This window comes from Faecalibacterium sp. AF28-13AC, from assembly GCF_003478405.1.
GTDB classification, from domain to species: Bacteria; Bacillota; Clostridia; order Oscillospirales; family Ruminococcaceae; genus Faecalibacterium; species Faecalibacterium prausnitzii_E.
In genome coordinates, this window is the sequence record NZ_QUFG01000007.1 from 1 (window position 1) to 16,818 (window position 16,818).

Genomic DNA, 16,818 nt, shown 5'->3' on the forward strand with positions numbered 1-16,818 from the left:
ACGTAATAAAACAAAAAGAGAAAAACGAATAGAATCCATCCATTCCTTTCCGTATTTGCGCCACATGAATGAGGAGGTCTGCCCTTGAACAAAGAAAAATCTGAGAAGAAGCCTACCACACGCAAACGTGCGCCGAGAAGTCCGAAGTCCGTGCGCCTGATCGTGGAACGCCATTATATCGGCAATGTGCCGATGAATACGCTTTTTCAGCGGCTTGTGGAAGAAGAAATTCGTAAAACTGCCGAATCGTATCTCGCCGCTGGCTAATTGGACGTTTTACTGCGGAAAAGGGCTTGCATCATCACGCAGCATCCGCTACAATGTGATTGATGAGGTCTCTTTTCCATTATGGAGGTACGCATGGAAAAGGACAAAAAAGTAACTGCTTTATACTGCCGGCTGTCAAAAGATGACGGTTCAAACAGCGAAAGCCTGAGCATCCGCACTCAAAAGGCGATGCTTATGGAGTATGCCACACGCAACGGTTTCGGGAATTGCCAGTACTATGTCGATGATGGTTACAGCGGCACGAACTCTGACCGCCCTGCCTTTCAGGAACTTCTGGATGAAATCCGGGATGGAAAGGTAGCGACCGTCATTACCAAAGACCAGTCCCGACTTGGACGCAACCACATCGAAACCGGAACGTATATAATGCTTATGGAGTATGCCACACGCAACGGTTTCGGGAATTGCCAGTACTATGTTGATGATGGTTACAGCGGTACGAACTCTGACCGCCCTGCCTTTCAGGAACTTCTGGATGATATCCGGGAAGGAAAGGTGGCAACAGTCATTACCAAAGACCAGTCCCGACTTGGACGCAACCACATCGAAACCGGAACGTATATGGAAATCTTCTTTCCTGAACACGGTGTCCGCTATATTGCAATCAACGATGGTTATGATTCCAACGAGCAATCTCAGATGGATATTGCCCCGTTCCGAAACATCATCAATGAAATGTACGCCAAAGACACTTCCCGAAAGATCAAGAGTGCCCTTCGGACACGCAAGAAAAGTGGAAAGTATATCTCCAGCGGCGCACCGTTTGGCTACCAGAAAGACCCTGCCGACCACAATCACCTTGTGATCGACCCGAACACCGCCCCCGTTGTTGAGTATATCTATTCAATGGCAGAGGAAGGGCTGGGGCTTCACCGCATCGCCAAGCGGCTCCACGATGAAAAAGTCTTGAAGCCGTGTTACTACAAGAAAGAGATGTTTGGCCGCTTTATTGATGATGAAAAGATGTATGATTGGGACAGTGCCTATATCAGTCAGGTTCTGCACAGCCCAGTCTACGCCGGACACATCATCTACGAAGCCAAGCCCACCGTGTCCATGAAATCCAAAAAGCGGCGTTATATTCCGTTTGAAGAACGCGCTATCGTTCCGAATACACATGAAGCAATCATCCCACAAGACCGTTGGGAGAACGTGCAGCGAATCCTTTACAGCCGTTCCAGTAGTTTTATGTGCGATAAGACCGACTACGACAATATCTTCAAAGGCATCGTCCGCTGTGCAGACTGCGGCAGAACGATGTTAGTCAAGGTCGAGCACAGGCGCAAACGTAACAGTGTTCTGGATCAGACCTTTTATTGTTGCAGCACTTATCGGAAATATGGTGCGAAAGCCTGTGACTCGCATAATTTGGAAGCCCGTGTTCTGCATGAAGCTGTCTTTGCGGACATTCAGGCACACGCAAAGGCCGCTGTGAGCAATCGGGAAGCCCTTGTGAAGAAGATTGCAAATCAGATGCACCTCCGGGTGTCCTCTGACCGGGCGCAGCACAAACGGGATTTGAAGCAGTGTAAAGCACGAATCGCAGAAATCGAAGACCTGTATGCAAAACTTTATGAGGACGTATCAAAGGGACTTCTCCCGGAGAAACGTTTTCAAATGCTTGCAGATCGCTACGACAAAGAACAGGCTGAACTGACCGAGAAGATTGAGCAGTACGAGCGGGAAGGCCGTGCTGAACACGATCAGCTGGACAAGATTCAGGATTTTATTGATGAAGTCAGCAAGTACGCTGGCATCACCGAACTGAACTATAAGATTCTGCATCAGCTGATTGACAAGATTCTGGTATCCAAAGCGGAAAAGGTCGATGGCGAATACGTCCAGAAAATCCAGATTTTCTACCGCTTTATCGGCCCATTGGATGCCATCGAGTAACAAAGTCAGAAAAGTCACCTCCGAGAACTATCCTACAGATGCAGGGCGTGAGGGCGAACTAATCTTCCGCCTTGTCTACCAGCAAGCGGGCTGCAAAAAGCCCTTTTCCCGCCTGTGGCTGTCCAGCATGGAGGAAAACGCCATCCGAGAGGGGTTCGCCCATCTCAAACCGTCAACTGAATACGATGCGCTGTACAACGCAGCACTTTGCCGGGAACGTGCCGACTGGATGGTCGGCATCAATGCGTCCCGGCTTTTTTCATGTCTGTACGGTCAACCTTTAGCGGTCGGTCGGGTCATGACTCCGGTGCTTGCCATGACGGTGGTGCGGGAGGCTGCGATAGCCGCTTTTGTGCCGGAAAAGTTCTACACGGTGGATCTGGAACTGACCAGCGGATGCACGGCATCCAGCCGCCGCATTCCTGAAAAATCCGTTGCAGAAAACCTGCTGGAAGCCTGTCGAAGGGAGATGGTGGCAACGATCCAGCGCATCACCCGCAAGGAAAAATCCGAGAATCCGCCGCCGCTGTACGACCTGACCACCCTTCAGCGGGACGCCAACCGCCTGCTGGGGTACAGCGCACAGCAGACGCTGGACTATGTGCAGAGCCTGTATGAGAAGAAACTTACCACTTATCCCCGGACTGATAGCTGCTATATCACCGACGATGACGAGGAAATGCTGGAGGTGCTGACCGAGGAACTGGAAGGCTTTTTTGACATTACCCCAGAAGATGTGGACGAGGCTGTACCCCGGACACGGCGCACCGTCAACCGGGAAAAAGTCACCGACCACCACGCCATCCTGCCCACCCGCAGTATGCTGCAAGCCGATCTGGAAGCGCTGCCTAAAGGCGAGCAGAACGTTCTGAAGCTCATCATCGCCCGGACGCTGATGGCAGTCAGCAAGCCCTTCCGGTATCTGGAAACCCTGCTGACCACCGAATGTGCCGGGGAGGAATTTACCGCCAAGGGCAAGGAGGTTCTGGAAGAAGGCTGGAAAGCGGTGGAACGTAAGGTGCTTGCCGACATCCTGAACCGAAAACAGGAACTCACCGCCCTGCCCAATGCGGCAGAAAACGAGTGCGGCATCCTTAACGCAGAGCTGAAGGAGGGTCAAACGTCCCCGCCGAAGCACTTTACCGAGGACACCCTGCTGCACGCTATGGAGACCGCCAGTGCGGACAGTATGCCGGAGGGCGTGGAGCGTCAGGGCATCGGTACCCCGGCAACCAGAGCCGCCACCATCGAAAAACTGGTGCAGAAGGGTTTTCTGGAACGCAAGGGCACCAAGAAAAACAAGGTGCTTCTGCCCACGGACAAGGGCAAAGCCCTCATTACTGTGATGCCCGAAGAGATCCAATCCCCGGAAATGACCGCCGATTGGGAAACGAAGCTGCTGCGTATTGAGCGCAGCGAAATGGAGCCGGGTGAATTTATGACTGAGATCAATACGATGATTACCGAACTGGTAAAGAACACGGAAATGAAAAAAGGAGCGAATGCACTTATGAAAAGCAAGATTATTGGTGTCTGTCCGAACTGTGGGAAGCCTGTCGTGGAACGTGAAAAGGGCTGGTTCTGTGAGAACAGGGAGTGCCGTTTCGTTCTGTGGAAGGACAATGCGTTCTTCAAGCGTCTGGGCAAGCGGCTGGACGCTCATGTGGCGGACAAGCTGCTGCGGGATGGGCGTGTCCGCCTGAAGGACTGCAAGAGCGCCAAGGGCAAGACCTACAATGCCACCGTGCTGCTGTCCTGTGAAGCCGATGGCCGCAGCAAGTTTTCGCTGGAATTTGAAGGTGGGTGCTGATGGAGCAGATAAAAGAAGCGGTCTACCTTATCAACGATGAACGCTATCTGCATCTCAGGGAAAACGGTGCAGGGGTCGGCTTTGCCACTTATAACAAGGTAACTGGCGAGCCGCTGGAAAGTGGGCAGATCTCGGAAAAGAATCTGCCGCCAGATGGACAAAACACCATCCCTGCCGCCCGGAACTGGTATCTGTTTGAACTTTCGGACGATGACCGTAAGGCCATCCAACAGGAAAGCGTAAATATCCTCGAAAACATCCCACAGGCGGGCATCGGCAGGCGGCGCATCTGGGAGCCGGAAACGCTGCCGAAGGATATTCGTCTCATCAACAGCCACTATGACGACCTCTACCGCATTCCCGATGGCGGAGTGATTCAGGTGGATTACCCGGATGGGCGCAGTTTTACGGCACGGGTGGAACATCTGGATGATTATCACTTTGACATGGGCGGTCTGGGCAATGTGTTCCACATCTGCCAGTTTGCCGAGGTCATGGAGCGGAACCATGCAGACTTCTACCCCGAAATTCAGACACAGGACGAGCAGGCCGCATGGGAACTGGGTGGCAAAGGTTATCTTGCCATCCAGTCCTGTGAGGATGGATGGGACTACACCATTTACCACAGCGATTTTTCCGTGATGGACGGCGGGCAGTTGGATGCCCCGGAACTGACCATTCAGGAAGCCCGTGAGCAGATTCTGGAAGCACACCACATGGAAAAGGGGCGGCGGCTGTTGCAGGACTACGATGCCGTCATGGATAAGGTTGCGGAAGCCGAGGAACTGGGTGCAGACCATCGCCCTTCCACACTGGAAAAGCTGGCAGAACTGGCAAGTGATACGTCTGCGCCAAAATCCTCTGCACGTTCTGCACCGGAACTGTGAGGTGGATGATGCAGCAAAAATGGAACCAGAATTTTGACGATGAACCCATGACGGACATCCCGCAGAAGTTTCTGAACGCAGGGTGCGATGTTTATATGGTGATGCAGCTGCGGCATGACGAAAAAATCCTCGATGAAAGATTTGCTTCCATGCGGGAACTGCATCGTCGGGGCAAAACGCCAGACCCGGAGCATTACGAGGTCACCTACTATGCTGATCTGCCCGCCATGTGGCAGGATGTGCCGAACAACGAGGTTTTGGAAGAACTATTTCAGATGTTCAACCTCTCCCGTCCGCAGGATTTTGAGGGGCACAGCCTGTCGGTCAGCGATGTGATCGCACTTAAACGCAATGGCGAGGTGTCTGTGCATTATGTGGACAGCATCGGCTTCAAAGATTTACAGGGGTTTCTGGACAAGCAGCCGGAACGCCCTTCGGTGCTGATGAATCTCAAGGAAAAGTGCGATGCCCCGGAGTGTAACCCAACTGGAAGCCGGAAAGCGAGGACTGAACATGAACTTTGACCATGAAGAACTCATGCTGATGATGCTTTACAACACCGGCACCCGACTGGGGCTTATCCACGAACTGCGGCTCATGCAGTGCTACCTGATGCCGGATGAAACCGCCCTGCGGGAACTGTCCGAGGGTGTTATCGAAAAGCTGAAACTGCTGACCGATGCGGAATTTGCCGAACTGGAATTTCCACTGGATTGACTTTTGCCGCCTGCGGGCGGCGTACATAAAGTATTTTGTTCTTCCAAAAGATATGCTATAATCAAATCAGACAAAATTCCTTTCTTCAAGCGATTTCTCCGCAATTTTCCTGTGGCTCTGCTCGTATCAAAAATAAGGGACCGATTTTTAATTGTCAGAACGGAGGAACCATTATGGCAATCTTTGAAAAGACCATCCGAAACAAGAATTTTGACAAACTGCTTCGGAAGCTGGAAAATGAAATCCCGGACAGCAGTTGGTCGGCAGATTTAGAGGCAGGCAGTGATTTCAAAGAGGGCGATGCCCGGTGCAGTGTCCGTGTGTTTGAACGGTACAGCATGATGGGCGGCAACCGCCTGAGTCTGACACTGACCATGTTCCAGAATGGAGATAGCCCGATTCGGCTGTCTGCAATTACAGCGGGCGGCAGTCAAGCGGTGTTCTTCAAGGTGAACACCCTCGGAGAAGAATCTTTTCTGGACGATGTAAAGGACCTGCTGGAAGAAATTTTGGAGGAATAAGATGTTTTACGCTGGAATTGATCTGCTGTTCAGTATCCTGTTTCCCATCCTGTTCCTTGTGGTTTTGGGCATGATCCTGTGTGCCATCATCGGAAATATCAGCACATGGAATAAGAACAACCATTCACCGCGGCTGACCGTTCCGGCAACGGTGGTGGCAAAGCGCACGGAAGTTTCTCGCCACCATACGGACAATACGATGATGCATACGTTCACGACCTATTATGTGACCTTTCAGGTGGAAAGCGGCGACCGCATGGAACTTACCGTAAGTGGTTCGGACTACGGAATGCTTGTGGAGGGCGACATTGGAAAGCTGAGTTTTCAGGGCACCCGCTATCTTGGGTTTGAGCGGAACTAAGCGTTCTCCTACATTATATAGTAAGGAGTACTGTATGAACGATCTGTTTATCCAAGGGCTGACCATCGACTGGAACAGAGTTCGCCCATACAATTATGTTCGTCAGATTCCTGCCATCAGTGGAATCGACACTTTTACATTCCATAAGCCCATTACGTTCTTTGTTGGCGAAAATGGAAGTGGAAAATCTACGCTTCTGGAAGCAATCGCTGTTGCTTACGGCTTCAACGCAGAGGGTGGAACGAAGAACTATTCATTTTCCACATACAACTCCCATTCGGAACTATGTGAGGCTATGACGATTTCCAAGGGGTATCGCAGACCAAAGTTCGGGTATTTTCTCCGAGCAGAGAGTTTCTATAATGTAGCCACCAAGGAAATCGACTATTCCGATGACGATCATCCCTCCAAAGGCTATCACCAAAAATCACACGGTGAAAGTTTCCTCGCCATTGCGCAGGACTACATGGGTGCAGATGGAGTCTATATTTTTGACGAGCCGGAAGCCGCTTTATCCCCGCAGCGGCAGCTCACGTTACTGATCAACATTTATCGGTGTGCCCAAGAAGGGGCGCAATTCATTATCGTATCACATTCACCCATTCTCCTCGGAATGCCTGATGCTGAGATTTTTAGCTTCGACAATGGCACGATTCATCCTTGTCAGTATGAAGATACGGACAGCTACGTTATCACCAAAACATTTGTAAATAATCGGCAGCATTTTTTGAACCAGCTTCTGAATGAAGAAACGTAATTCCGGGAAAGGACATTCCATATGAATGATTCTACGTTGAAAGAGCTTTGGCAGCAGGTCGCTGAAAAGAAAAGCTGCGAAGCAAAGCAGAAAGAACTGACCGCCCAGAGAGATACGCTTGCTGACCGCCTGAAAATGCTGGAAAAATCCAAGCTGGCAGAGCAGGCTGATGTGGACCGTCTGGAGGGACACAGCCTTGCCGCATTTTTCTATCAGGTCATCGGAAAGATGGATGAAAAGCTGGACAAAGAACGGCAGGAAGCCTATGCAGCCCGTGTCAAGTACGATGCGGCTCTCCATGACCTTTCTTCCGTTGATGCTGATTTAGCACAAATTCAAAATAGGTTGGCACGGCTGTCCGATTGCGAAAGGCAGTATCAAGCTGCTCTTTCCGAAAAAATCAAAAGCATCAAAGCATCTGCCCACCCTGCCGCACAGCAGGTTGCGGAAAGCGAAAGCCGTATTGCCGCGCTGAAAGTCCAAAAACGGGAGCTGCTGGAAGCTATCAACGCCGGAAAGACCGCCCTGCATACGGTCAATGAAGTTCTGGAAACCCTCGACAATGCCGAGGGCTGGAGTACATGGGACGTAATGGGCGGCGGTTTGATGGCCGATCTTGCCAAGTATGAGGAACTGGACGATGCACAGGAACAAATCGAACAGCTCCAAGTGGAACTGCGGCGGTTCAAAACTGAACTTTCCGATGTTGAAATCACCGCAGACCTTCAGGTTACGGTGGACAGCTTTTTGAAATTTGCGGATTTCTTCTTTGACGGCCTCTTTGCAGACTGGGCAGTTCTGGATCACATCAATCAGGCACAGAGCAGGGTGGAAAACACCAAGGGTCAAATCAAGCGAGTCCTCGCACTTCTGAAAAAGATGCGCGAAGATATTGACGTCCAAATCGCTGACGAAAAAGAAAAACAGGAGCAGCTTGCGGTGGAAACCGAACTGTAGGTTTGGAGTGTCTGTGTATGAAACGAAAATTCCCAAAGATTTTGGATGTCGCTATTCATTCCATAAATCTTATTCTTATCAATTATGCGCTATCGAATATGATGGCTTTTTTTCGGAGCAGCCTCCTTTACATTTTGTTTTTCACCTCTGAAATGTGGGTCTTTGTCCAATACCGAAAAAATATTGAAGAATTGAGCGACAGTAAAGCTCTTGCAAATCTTCTGCTGATAATCTGTGTTGCTATCGAAATCGGGCTTTTGTATTTCTTTGGGATTGTTTCTGGCGAACTGATTCCATTTAAGATCAAGTGGTGAAATCAAATCTTTTAGTGTACTATTGATTAGGAGACGCTGATATGAAATGTCCTATTTGTGGAGAAGAAATGCTTGCGGGAGGATTGATTTCCGCTGGTATCTCAGTTGGGTGGGTTCCAAAAGACGAGTTTGATAAAAAAGGACTTAGAAGAATTTCCTATCAGGAATGGCACAGTATTGGCAATTCCAGCATTTTATTAGGACAGACAAAGATACCAAACGCTTTTCTATGCAAAAAATACAATAAAGTCATTGGCGTGTTTGATGTTCGCAAAACATTTTCTCATTATGAAGCTGTAACTTTATAGATTAAGGAGATGAATTCTCATGAGTTATGGATGGGCAACTGTTTTCACTTTAGCGGCATGGTTTGCAGGGCTTGTGATTGATGTAAATGTGCGGGTCGGCGACCTCGGTTTACGAACCGTGCTTCCCGTCATCGTGATGGGGTGCTGCGTTATGAAGTACATAAAGGACAATAGCAAATAATCTTATCTCAATACACTTTCCAGCGGGCAACCCCAAAATGGTTGCCCGCTATTTTTATACCCTAAAATCTAAAAAAGGAGGCAAAAATGCCAAGCAAAACCGAAGAATATCTCGCCCTTGCCCAGCGCACGGCCAACGGCCTGACCCGGTATTGGGAAAGCTGGACGGACTACCTGACCACCGCATCCCGGCTGTACAAGTACCCTTTTGCCGACCAGCTCATGATCTACGCCCAGCGCCCGGATGCCACCGCCTGCGCCGACTTCGACATCTGGAACAATCGGATGAACCGCTATGTGCGCCGAGGTGCCAAGGGCATCGCTCTGCTGGACGAATCCAGCGGCTTCCCCCGGCTGCACTACGTCTTTGACGTAAGCGACACCGGGGTGCGCCGCAATTCCCGTGACCCGGAGGTGTGGCAGCTCGGTCCCGATTTGGTGCAGCCGGTTTCGGAAATGTTGAGCAAGACCTACGGCATCAGCGGCGAGCGTGTCAGCCAGCAGCTTGCGGATGTTGCGGGGAAACTGGTGGCGGATTACTGGGACAACAACGGCGGGGACATTCGTGCCATCGTTGACGGTTCGCTCTTGATGGATTATGATGAAGCCGGGGTGGAGATGCAGTTCAAGTCTGCCGCCGCCATCAGCGTCACCTACACGCTGCTGGAACGCTGCGGCATTGAGCCTGCCGGGTGGTTCGACAAGGACGATTTTCAGGCAATCTACAATTTTTCCACCCCGGATAGTGTCTACGCCCTCGGCGCAGCCGTCAGCGACATGAGCCGGGAGGTGCTGCGTAACATCGAGCGCACCGTAAAAACAACCATTCGCCGCCGCAATGCAGAAAGGAGCCAATATGAATACGAACAGCAGGAACGTGACTTACTCGACCGTCGGGGACTACCAGCTCCCGAACCTAACCCTGAACCAGCCCCGGAAGCCGCTGGGCAAGTACGGCAGGCTGCGCCGGACGTACCTGATGCAGTATCGCCCGGTACTGTACAATTCGATGCTCCTGAACGGGACGCTGTACCCGCATCTGATGGAACTGGAGCAGACAGCAGAGAGCCGGATGCAGCAGACCATGGAGCAGCTTCTGAAGCAGGACCCAGCCCCGGACAAAGCGCAGAACCAACTGATGTGGGTGCAGCACATGAACAGTCTGAAAGCGCAGGCAGAGGAACTGGTGATGACGGAGCTGATCTACAGCTAAGTTTTCTGGATGCGAACATCCCCACCGAAGCCCAGCAAATTGAGAAGATCGACCAAGCGGAGAGCGAAAAAACGCCCTCCGCTTTTGTTTTGTCGCAGGCTGAAATTGAGAACGAGCTGCGGCGGCATGGTTCAGGGTTTACAGGCGGCAAACAGCGCATTATTGCGCTGTACCAGACCCAGCCTGACCGCAAACTCTGTGCCAAAGCACTGGCAAAGGAGTACGGCATCGGTGGGCACTCCCACGATTATCTGGATGGCAGTCGAGGCTTCGTCAACCACGACTGGAAGGGTCTGGAATTTGTTCATTATCCCGACCACCAGAAAATCACCCTGAAATGGGCGCAGGTGGAAAAGTATATCGACCTTATGATTCAGTCCGACCGCTATCTGACAGATGAGGAAAAGGAACAGCGTGCTACCAGACAGGAAGCATCCAACTACAATGTCGGGGATGAAGTTGTGGTAGACCTGCCCACCAGAACGATTGAAGGTACCATCGGCTATGTTGGCGAAACCGATGTGCGCATCGACACCAGTGCGCACGGGCAGTCTTGGGACAATGAGGTTATTAACAAGCAGCAGTTTGAGCAGGGGCTGCGACAGAGTGCGACTGCTCAGCGTGTGGATAAAATGCTGGCGCAGGCAGAAGCCATCGCCAAGGAATCCGAAGTGCCTGAATACGAACGTTTCTCTGTCCGAAAAGTCGTTGACGGTAAAATGCCGCTTTTTGCTATCTGGGATGATCTTTATGATGACTACTATGAAACCAATCACGCCGTTCCACAGTTTTCTAACGAGAAGCAGGCAGAATCTTATCTGGAAAATCTGAAAAAAGAAGTTGCAGACAGAGAAGCCGCCGAGTGGCTCAAAGTCGAACACGCAAAATTTTTAGCAGACAAGGACGAGCCGGAGCCGTCTGACGAAGAACTGGACGAACTGCCCATCTCTGCTGTAATGGACGGAGAGGTGCAGACCTTCCCGGATGCCGCTGCCTTGGATGAAGCCTTGAACGCTGCGCCTGCCGGGAACTTCCGCATCACAGACGACCATTTGGGCGAGGGCGGTGCAAAGCAGAAATATGCCCGGAACATCGAAGCCATCCGAACTCTGTTTCGTTTGGAGGAGGAGCACCGGGGTGCCACCGCCGAGGAACAGCAGGTGCTTTCACAGTATGTGGGCTGGGGCGGTCTGGCAGACGCTTTTGACCCCGGCAAAGATAGTTGGGCAAAGGAATACGCCGAACTGAAAGGGCTGCTCTCCGAGGACGAGTATGCCGCCGCACGTTCCAGCACCCTGAACGCCCACTACACCAGCCCCACCGTGATCCGTGGTATCTACGATGCGGTGGAGCGCATGGGTTTCCGCAGCGGTAACATTCTGGAACCTAGTATGGGCGTGGGCAACTTCTTCGGTATGCTGCCGGACACCATGCAGGACAGCCGTCTGTACGGCGTAGAGCTGGATTCCATCACCGGGCGCATCGCCAAAAAGCTGTACCCGCAGGCCGACATTACCGTGGCGGGCTTTGAGACCACAGACCGCCGTGATTTCTACGATCTGGCGGTGGGCAACGTGCCCTTCGGCAACTACAAGGTCAACGACAAGGCGTACAACAAGTTGGGATTCAGCATCCACAACTACTTTTTCGCCAAGGCCATTGACCAAGTGCGTCCGGGCGGCGTGGTGGCGTTCGTCACCAGCCGCTACACCATGGATAGCAAGGACAGCACCGCCCGCAAGCACATGGCAGAGCGTGCTGACCTGTTGGGAGCTATCCGTCTGCCGAATAATGCGTTCAAGGCAAACGCAGGCACGGATGTTGTGAGTGACATTATCTTTTTGCAGAAGCGTGACCGCCCTGCGGACATCGAACCTGCATGGGTGCAGCTTGGCAAGACCGAGGACGGCTTTGCCATCAACCAGTATTTCGTGGACCACCCGGAGATGATTCTGGGCGAACTGACCACCGAAAGCACCCAATACGGACGGGAGGAACTGACGGTTGCCCCCATCGAGGGCGCAGTGCTGGCCGACCAGCTTGCCGAAGCGGTACAGCATATTGAGGGCCAGTATGTTGAAGTCGAGGTGGAAACACCAGATGTTGCGGATGCAGAAGTCGAGCGCAAGACGCTCCCCGCTGACCCAGATGTAAAGAATTTCTCCTATGCCGTGGTGGACGGTGAGGTGTACTACCGAGAAAATTCGATTATGACGCAGGTGGAGTTGTCCGATAATGCCAAAGGCCGTGTAGCTGGTATGGTGGAGTTGCGGCAAATCGTCAACGAACTGATTGACCAGCAGTTGGACTTCCCGGACGAGGATATTAAGGCATCGCAAGCAAAATTGAACGCCGCCTACGATGCCTTTACCGCAAAATACGGGCTGATCAACGACAAGAAAAATGCCCGCCTGTTCGATGATGACAGTTCCTACTATCTGCTCTGCTCTTTGGAAAATCTCGATGAGAATAAACAGCTCAAAAGCAAGGCGGATATGTTCACCAAGCGAACGATTCGCCCGGAGCGCACCGTCACCAGCGTGGACACCCCCAGCGAAGCACTGGCAGTGTCCATTGGAGAACATGGCCGTGTTGATCTGCCCTATATGGCGGAACTTCTCGGCTCTCCCGGCGATTATGAGCGTATTACCACAGAGCTGCAAGGCGTGATTTTCAAAGACCCTTCTGCGGATGCAGATGAGCCGGAAGCAGGCTGGCAGACTGCGGACGAGTATCTTTCCGGCAATGTGCGGAATAAACTGCGCATGGCTCAGCTTGCCGCTGAAAGCCACCCGGAGTTCAAGATCAATGTGGAGGCTTTGACCAAAGCGCAGCCGAAGGACCTTGAAGCATCAGAAATCGACATCCGACTGGGTGCCACATGGCTGAATCCCGCCATTGTGCAGCAGTTTATGATGGAGACTTTTCAGCCGCCCTACCGCATCCGCTATAACAACCTGATCCAAGTCCGCTACTCTCCATTTACGTCCGAATGGCGCATCGGCAACAAATCTGCCGCCGGAATGTATGATATCATGTCCACCGAAACCTACGGCACCCACCGGGCCAACGCCTACAAGATTTTGGAGGACACCTTGAATTTGCGGGACTGCCGCATTTATGATACCATTGAGGAGGACGGTAAAGAGCGGCGTGTCCTGAACCAGAAGGAGACGATGCTTGCCCAGCAGAAGCAGCAGGCCATCAAGGATACCTTTGCAGGCTGGGTTTGGCAAGACCCGCAGCGGCGGAATCTGCTGGTGAAGCAATATAACGAGTTGTTCAATAGTACCCGGCCCCGCGAGTATGACGGAAGCCATATCCATTTTGTCGGTATGAACCCGGAGATCAATCTGCAGGAACATCAGCGCAATGCAGTTGCTCATGTGCTTTATGGTGGGAACACCCTGCTCGCCCACGAGGTGGGTGCCGGCAAAAGTTTTGAGATGGCAGCTTCGGCAATGGAATCTAAGCGTTTGGGCCTGTGTCAGAAAAGCCTGTTCGTGGTACCCAACCATCTGACCGAGCAGTGGGCCAGCGAGTTCCTGCGGCTATACCCCAATGCAAAGCTGCTCGTTACCAGCAAGAAAGACTTTGAACCCGCCAATCGAAAGCGTTTTTGCGCCCGCATCGCAACCGGCGACTACGATGCCGTCATTATCGGCCACTCGCAGTTTGAGAAAATCCCTCTTTCTGCGGAACGGCAGGCACGGATCATCGAAGATCAGATCGAGGAAATCGAAAAAGCCATTGCAGAGGCCAAAGAACAGTCCGGTGAGCATTTTACCGTGAAACAGATGGAAAAGACACGGAAAACACTGGAGGTGAAACTGAAAAAGCTACAGTCCACCGACCGCAAGGATGATGTGGTCACATTTGAACAATTAGGCGTAGATAGGTTATTTGTGGACGAGAGCCAGAACTACAAGAACCTATATCTTTACACCAAGATGCGCAATGTTGCTGGCCTTTCTACCTCCGAAGCACAGAAGTCCAGCGATATGTTCGGCAAGTGTCGTTATCTGGATGAAGTGACTGGCGGGCGCGGCGTGATTTTCGCAACGGGAACGCCCATCAGCAACTCCATGACGGAAATGTACACACTGATGCGCTATTTGCAGTACAGCACTCTCCAGCAGAAACAACTGACCCACTTTGATGCATGGGCTTCTACGTTTGGCGAGACCACCACGGCCATTGAGCTTGCGCCGGAAGGAACCGGCTACCGTGCGCGCACACGTTTTGCCAAGTTCTTTAATCTGCCGGAGCTGATGAATATGTTCAAGGAGGCAGCGGACATCAAGACTTCCGACCAGTTGCATCTGCCTGTTCCGGAAGCCAAGTTTGAAACTGTCGTGGTCAAACCCTCGGAAATCCAGCAGGACATGGTGAAATCCCTGAGCGAACGTGCTGCTGAGGTGCATAGCGGTGCGGTTGACCCCTCGGTGGACAATATGCTGAAGATCACCTCGGACGGACGTAAAACCGGCCTTGACCAGCGGCTGATGAATCCGCTCACCCCGGATGACCCGGACAGCAAGCTGAATGCCTGCGTCGACAATGTTCTGCGTATCTGGAACGAAACCAAAGAGGATAATCTGACGCAGCTGATTTTCTGCGATATGTCCACGCCCAAGGGAGACGGCTCGTTCAATGTCTACGATGATATTCGCACAAAGCTGCTTGCCGCCGGGGTGCCGGAATCGGAGGTCGAGTTCATCCACAACGCTGATACTGAAGGTAAGAAAGCGGATTTGTTCTCCAAAGTCCGCAGCGGCAAGGTGCGTGTCCTGCTGGGCAGCACTGCAAAGATGGGCGCAGGCACCAATGTCCAGACCCTGCTGGTGGCCGTGCATCATCTGGATGTAGGCTGGCGACCGTCCGATATGACCCAACGCAACGGCCGAATCATCCGTCAGGGCAACAAAAACAAACAAGTTTACGTCTATAATTACGTCACGGAGGGGACATTCGACGCCTACCTCTGGCAAACGCTGGAAAACAAGCAGAAGTTTATTTCGCAGATCATGACGAGCAAATCTCCGATGCGCTCCTGTGATGATGTGGATGAGCAGGCTCTTTCGTATGCCGAGGTCAAGGCCCTATGCGCAGGCGACCCGCGCATCCGGGAAAAGATGGATCTGGATGTGCAGGTAGCAAAGCTCAAGGTGCTGCGCTCGGATTACCAGCACCAGAAATATCGTCTGGAAGATAAGCTGCTCAAGCATTACCCGGAGGAAATTCAGAAAGCGAAGAACCGTATTGCGGCTCTGAAAAACGATGCCCAAATCGCAGACGCACACCCGCAGGATAAGGAGAACTTCTGCGGCATGACGATCAAGGGCATGGTGTTCGATGAGAAAAAAGCCGCTGGTGAGCGGCTGATGCTCGCCTGCAAGGAGATGCCGAATGCGGATATGATGCTGCTGGGCACCTATCGCGGCTTTGAGCTGAACATTCGCTTTGACAGTTTCAAGAATGAGCATCAAATCGTTCTCCGCGGCGAGCTGAGTTATCCGGTACCGCTGGGCGATGACCCTCGCGGCAACATCGTCCGTCTGGACAATGCCATCGGCAATTTTGCCGACCGCATTGCCGATGCTGATGCCGCACTGGATTCTCTGGAACAGCAGAAGCAGGCCGCAGAGGTTGAAATCGCCAAGCCGTTTGCGCAGGAGGAAGAACTGCAAACCAAATCTGCCCGCCTTGCAGAATTGGATGCGCTGTTGAACATGGAGCATCAGTCCAGCCGGACAGAACCCGAAGCGGAAGAAAAGCCGGATGCCCGCCCCTCTGTGCTGGCAGCTCTGGAAGAAAAGGCTGATAAAGTGGAGCCTGTCCGACCATTCAAATCTTACTTGGATAAGGATGGTGATGCCCGGTGACGGAGCACCGTGACCAGCAGATCCATTTTCGTGTCAGCAAAGTCGAACTGGAACGCATTCGTCAGAAGATGGAAAGTTGCGGTATTTTGAGCATTGGCTCTTATCTGCGAAAAATGGCTCTGGATGGTTACTGCCTGAATCTTGATTTACCACAGCTGCGTCGGATGGCGTACCTTCTTCAGAATTGCAGCAACAACCTGAATCAGGTGGCGAAACGGGCCAGTGAAAGCGGGCAGCTCTATGCCGCCGATTTAGAGGACTTGCGTAGTCGGTTGGATGAGCTGATAGCTATTGGCAAGCAACTTCTCGCCAAACTCACCGAACTCTAAAAAATTTCCCGCAGTAGGAGGCTGCGGGTTTACATAACGGTTGACACCCTTGCAAGGCAAGGGGCGATACCTTTATAATAGGGGCGAAAAAGAAAGGCTGGTGTTTGATATGAGGTTTTTATTCAAGATGATGCTTGCCCCGATCTCTCTGTTCGTGGCTTTTCTGGCTCTGATGGCAAAGTGGCTGCTTACTCTGTCCAGCTATGTTGTCGCGCCGTTGATGCTGTATATCTTTGGCTGCGGCATCTACACCGTCTACCGCCAGACTTGGGATCAATTTCTGATTCTGCTGGTTGCCGAATTTCTCTGCTTTGTCCTTTTTGTCGGCGCAACTGCAATGGTGGAGGGCGTTGAGAAATTCAGCGGTTGGCTCCGGGACCTGATTTGATTTTGAA

17 protein-coding genes and 1 pseudogene are annotated in these 16,818 nt (G+C 52.0%); 17 read left to right on the top strand and 1 reads right to left on the bottom strand.

Annotated features, from left to right (window positions below; all coding sequences use genetic code 11):
* Positions 1-84: 84 nt before the first annotated feature.
* The 13 genes from DWY95_RS10855 to DWY95_RS17225 all read left to right on the top strand — a co-directional run bounded on the left by DWY95_RS10855 (position 85) and on the right by DWY95_RS17225 (position 8,997).
* Positions 85-267 carry a hypothetical protein gene (locus DWY95_RS10855; protein ID WP_005945116.1) on the top strand — a complete coding sequence of 61 codons (183 nt, stop codon included), beginning with the start codon at positions 85-87 and terminating at the stop codon, positions 265-267.
* Positions 268-462: 195 nt separating this feature from the next.
* Positions 463-2,184 (top strand): recombinase family protein, encoded by a 1,722-nt coding sequence (locus tag DWY95_RS10865; RefSeq protein WP_347562036.1) that lies wholly within the window; start codon positions 463-465, stop codon positions 2,182-2,184.
* Entirely contained in the window at positions 2,171-3,994 is a 1,824-nt protein-coding gene (locus tag DWY95_RS10870; protein WP_118553528.1) for a DNA topoisomerase, read from the top strand. Before DWY95_RS10865 ends, DWY95_RS10870 begins: the two co-directional genes overlap by 14 nt.
* The gene (locus DWY95_RS10875) at positions 3,994-4,881 is read left to right on the top strand and encodes an LPD16 domain-containing protein (RefSeq protein ID WP_117533912.1); all 888 of its coding nucleotides are present in this window, start codon (positions 3,994-3,996) and stop codon (positions 4,879-4,881) included. Before DWY95_RS10870 ends, DWY95_RS10875 begins: the two co-directional genes overlap by 1 nt.
* Before the next feature lie 8 nt (positions 4,882-4,889).
* Complete coding sequence (locus DWY95_RS10880) at positions 4,890-5,405, top strand: YodL domain-containing protein (RefSeq protein WP_117533914.1); 516 nt, start codon at positions 4,890-4,892, stop codon at positions 5,403-5,405.
* Positions 5,395-5,598 (top strand): transposon-transfer assisting family protein, encoded by a 204-nt coding sequence (locus DWY95_RS10885; RefSeq protein ID WP_117533916.1) that lies wholly within the window; start codon positions 5,395-5,397, stop codon positions 5,596-5,598. Before DWY95_RS10880 ends, DWY95_RS10885 begins: the two co-directional genes overlap by 11 nt.
* Positions 5,599-5,771: 173 nt before the next feature.
* Entirely contained in the window at positions 5,772-6,119 is a 348-nt protein-coding gene (locus DWY95_RS10890) for a DUF6054 family protein (RefSeq protein WP_005921745.1), read from the top strand.
* Position 6,120: 1 nt separating this feature from the next.
* Entirely contained in the window at positions 6,121-6,480 is a 360-nt protein-coding gene (locus DWY95_RS10895) for a DUF2500 domain-containing protein (protein ID WP_117533918.1), read from the top strand.
* A gap of 34 nt (positions 6,481-6,514) precedes the next feature.
* Positions 6,515-7,237 carry an AAA family ATPase gene (locus DWY95_RS10900; protein ID WP_005921747.1) on the top strand — a complete coding sequence of 241 codons (723 nt, stop codon included), beginning with the start codon at positions 6,515-6,517 and terminating at the stop codon, positions 7,235-7,237.
* A 21-nt stretch (positions 7,238-7,258) separates the two neighbouring features.
* Entirely contained in the window at positions 7,259-8,194 is a 936-nt protein-coding gene (locus tag DWY95_RS10905; RefSeq protein ID WP_117533920.1) for a hypothetical protein, read from the top strand.
* A 17-nt stretch (positions 8,195-8,211) separates the two neighbouring features.
* Positions 8,212-8,508: a hypothetical protein gene (locus tag DWY95_RS10910; protein ID WP_117533922.1), complete on the top strand. Its 297-nt coding sequence runs from the start codon at positions 8,212-8,214 to the stop codon at positions 8,506-8,508.
* Positions 8,509-8,549: 41 nt separating this feature from the next.
* Positions 8,550-8,816 carry a PF20097 family protein gene (locus DWY95_RS10915; RefSeq protein WP_117948549.1) on the top strand — a complete coding sequence of 89 codons (267 nt, stop codon included), beginning with the start codon at positions 8,550-8,552 and terminating at the stop codon, positions 8,814-8,816.
* A 19-nt stretch (positions 8,817-8,835) separates the two neighbouring features.
* Positions 8,836-8,997, top strand: coding sequence for a hypothetical protein (locus DWY95_RS17225; RefSeq protein WP_015565631.1), 162 nt, complete (start codon positions 8,836-8,838; stop codon positions 8,995-8,997).
* A 68-nt stretch (positions 8,998-9,065) separates the two neighbouring features.
* Here the strand turns inward: DWY95_RS17225 and DWY95_RS17390 are convergent, their stop codons facing one another.
* The gene (locus tag DWY95_RS17390) at positions 9,066-9,851 is read right to left on the bottom strand and encodes a hypothetical protein (protein ID WP_207666270.1); all 786 of its coding nucleotides are present in this window, start codon (positions 9,849-9,851) and stop codon (positions 9,066-9,068) included.
* Position 9,852: 1 nt separating this feature from the next.
* Here DWY95_RS17390 and DWY95_RS17395 point away from each other — a divergent pair, with 1 nt between their 5' ends.
* From DWY95_RS17395 to DWY95_RS10930, 4 genes and pseudogenes are all read left to right on the top strand, one after another.
* Positions 9,853-10,209, top strand: coding sequence for a TnpV protein (locus DWY95_RS17395; protein ID WP_207666269.1), 357 nt, complete (start codon positions 9,853-9,855; stop codon positions 10,207-10,209).
* Positions 10,210-11,228: 1,019 nt separating this feature from the next.
* Positions 11,229-16,094: pseudogene (locus tag DWY95_RS10920) on the top strand (SNF2-related protein); the annotation flags it as partial.
* The gene (mobC, locus tag DWY95_RS10925) at positions 16,091-16,423 is read left to right on the top strand and encodes a plasmid mobilization relaxosome protein MobC (RefSeq protein ID WP_117506238.1); all 333 of its coding nucleotides are present in this window, start codon (positions 16,091-16,093) and stop codon (positions 16,421-16,423) included. The pseudogene DWY95_RS10920 and the gene mobC, both read left to right, overlap by 4 nt.
* 109 nt (positions 16,424-16,532) lie before the next feature.
* The gene (locus DWY95_RS10930; protein WP_117506243.1) at positions 16,533-16,811 is read left to right on the top strand and encodes a hypothetical protein; all 279 of its coding nucleotides are present in this window, start codon (positions 16,533-16,535) and stop codon (positions 16,809-16,811) included.
* Positions 16,812-16,818: the final 7 nt, after the last annotated feature.

Coding starts and splice junctions, on each gene's coding strand:
- DWY95_RS10885 (WP_117533916.1), top strand. CDS start 5,395: ATGAACTTTGACCATGAAGAACTCATGCTGATGATGCTTTACAACACC.
- DWY95_RS10900 (WP_005921747.1), top strand. CDS start 6,515: ATGAACGATCTGTTTATCCAAGGGCTGACCATCGACTGGAACAGAGTT.
- DWY95_RS17225 (WP_015565631.1), top strand. CDS start 8,836: ATGAGTTATGGATGGGCAACTGTTTTCACTTTAGCGGCATGGTTTGCA.
- DWY95_RS10870 (WP_118553528.1), top strand. CDS start 2,171: ATGCCATCGAGTAACAAAGTCAGAAAAGTCACCTCCGAGAACTATCCT.
- DWY95_RS17395 (WP_207666269.1), top strand. CDS start 9,853: ATGAATACGAACAGCAGGAACGTGACTTACTCGACCGTCGGGGACTAC.
- DWY95_RS10875 (WP_117533912.1), top strand. CDS start 3,994: ATGGAGCAGATAAAAGAAGCGGTCTACCTTATCAACGATGAACGCTAT.
- DWY95_RS10865 (WP_347562036.1), top strand. CDS start 463: ATGGAGTATGCCACACGCAACGGTTTCGGGAATTGCCAGTACTATGTC.
- DWY95_RS10915 (WP_117948549.1), top strand. CDS start 8,550: ATGAAATGTCCTATTTGTGGAGAAGAAATGCTTGCGGGAGGATTGATT.
- DWY95_RS10880 (WP_117533914.1), top strand. CDS start 4,890: ATGCAGCAAAAATGGAACCAGAATTTTGACGATGAACCCATGACGGAC.
- DWY95_RS10910 (WP_117533922.1), top strand. CDS start 8,212: ATGAAACGAAAATTCCCAAAGATTTTGGATGTCGCTATTCATTCCATA.
- DWY95_RS10895 (WP_117533918.1), top strand. CDS start 6,121: ATGTTTTACGCTGGAATTGATCTGCTGTTCAGTATCCTGTTTCCCATC.
- DWY95_RS10890 (WP_005921745.1), top strand. CDS start 5,772: ATGGCAATCTTTGAAAAGACCATCCGAAACAAGAATTTTGACAAACTG.
- DWY95_RS10905 (WP_117533920.1), top strand. CDS start 7,259: ATGAATGATTCTACGTTGAAAGAGCTTTGGCAGCAGGTCGCTGAAAAG.
- DWY95_RS10930 (WP_117506243.1), top strand. CDS start 16,533: ATGAGGTTTTTATTCAAGATGATGCTTGCCCCGATCTCTCTGTTCGTG.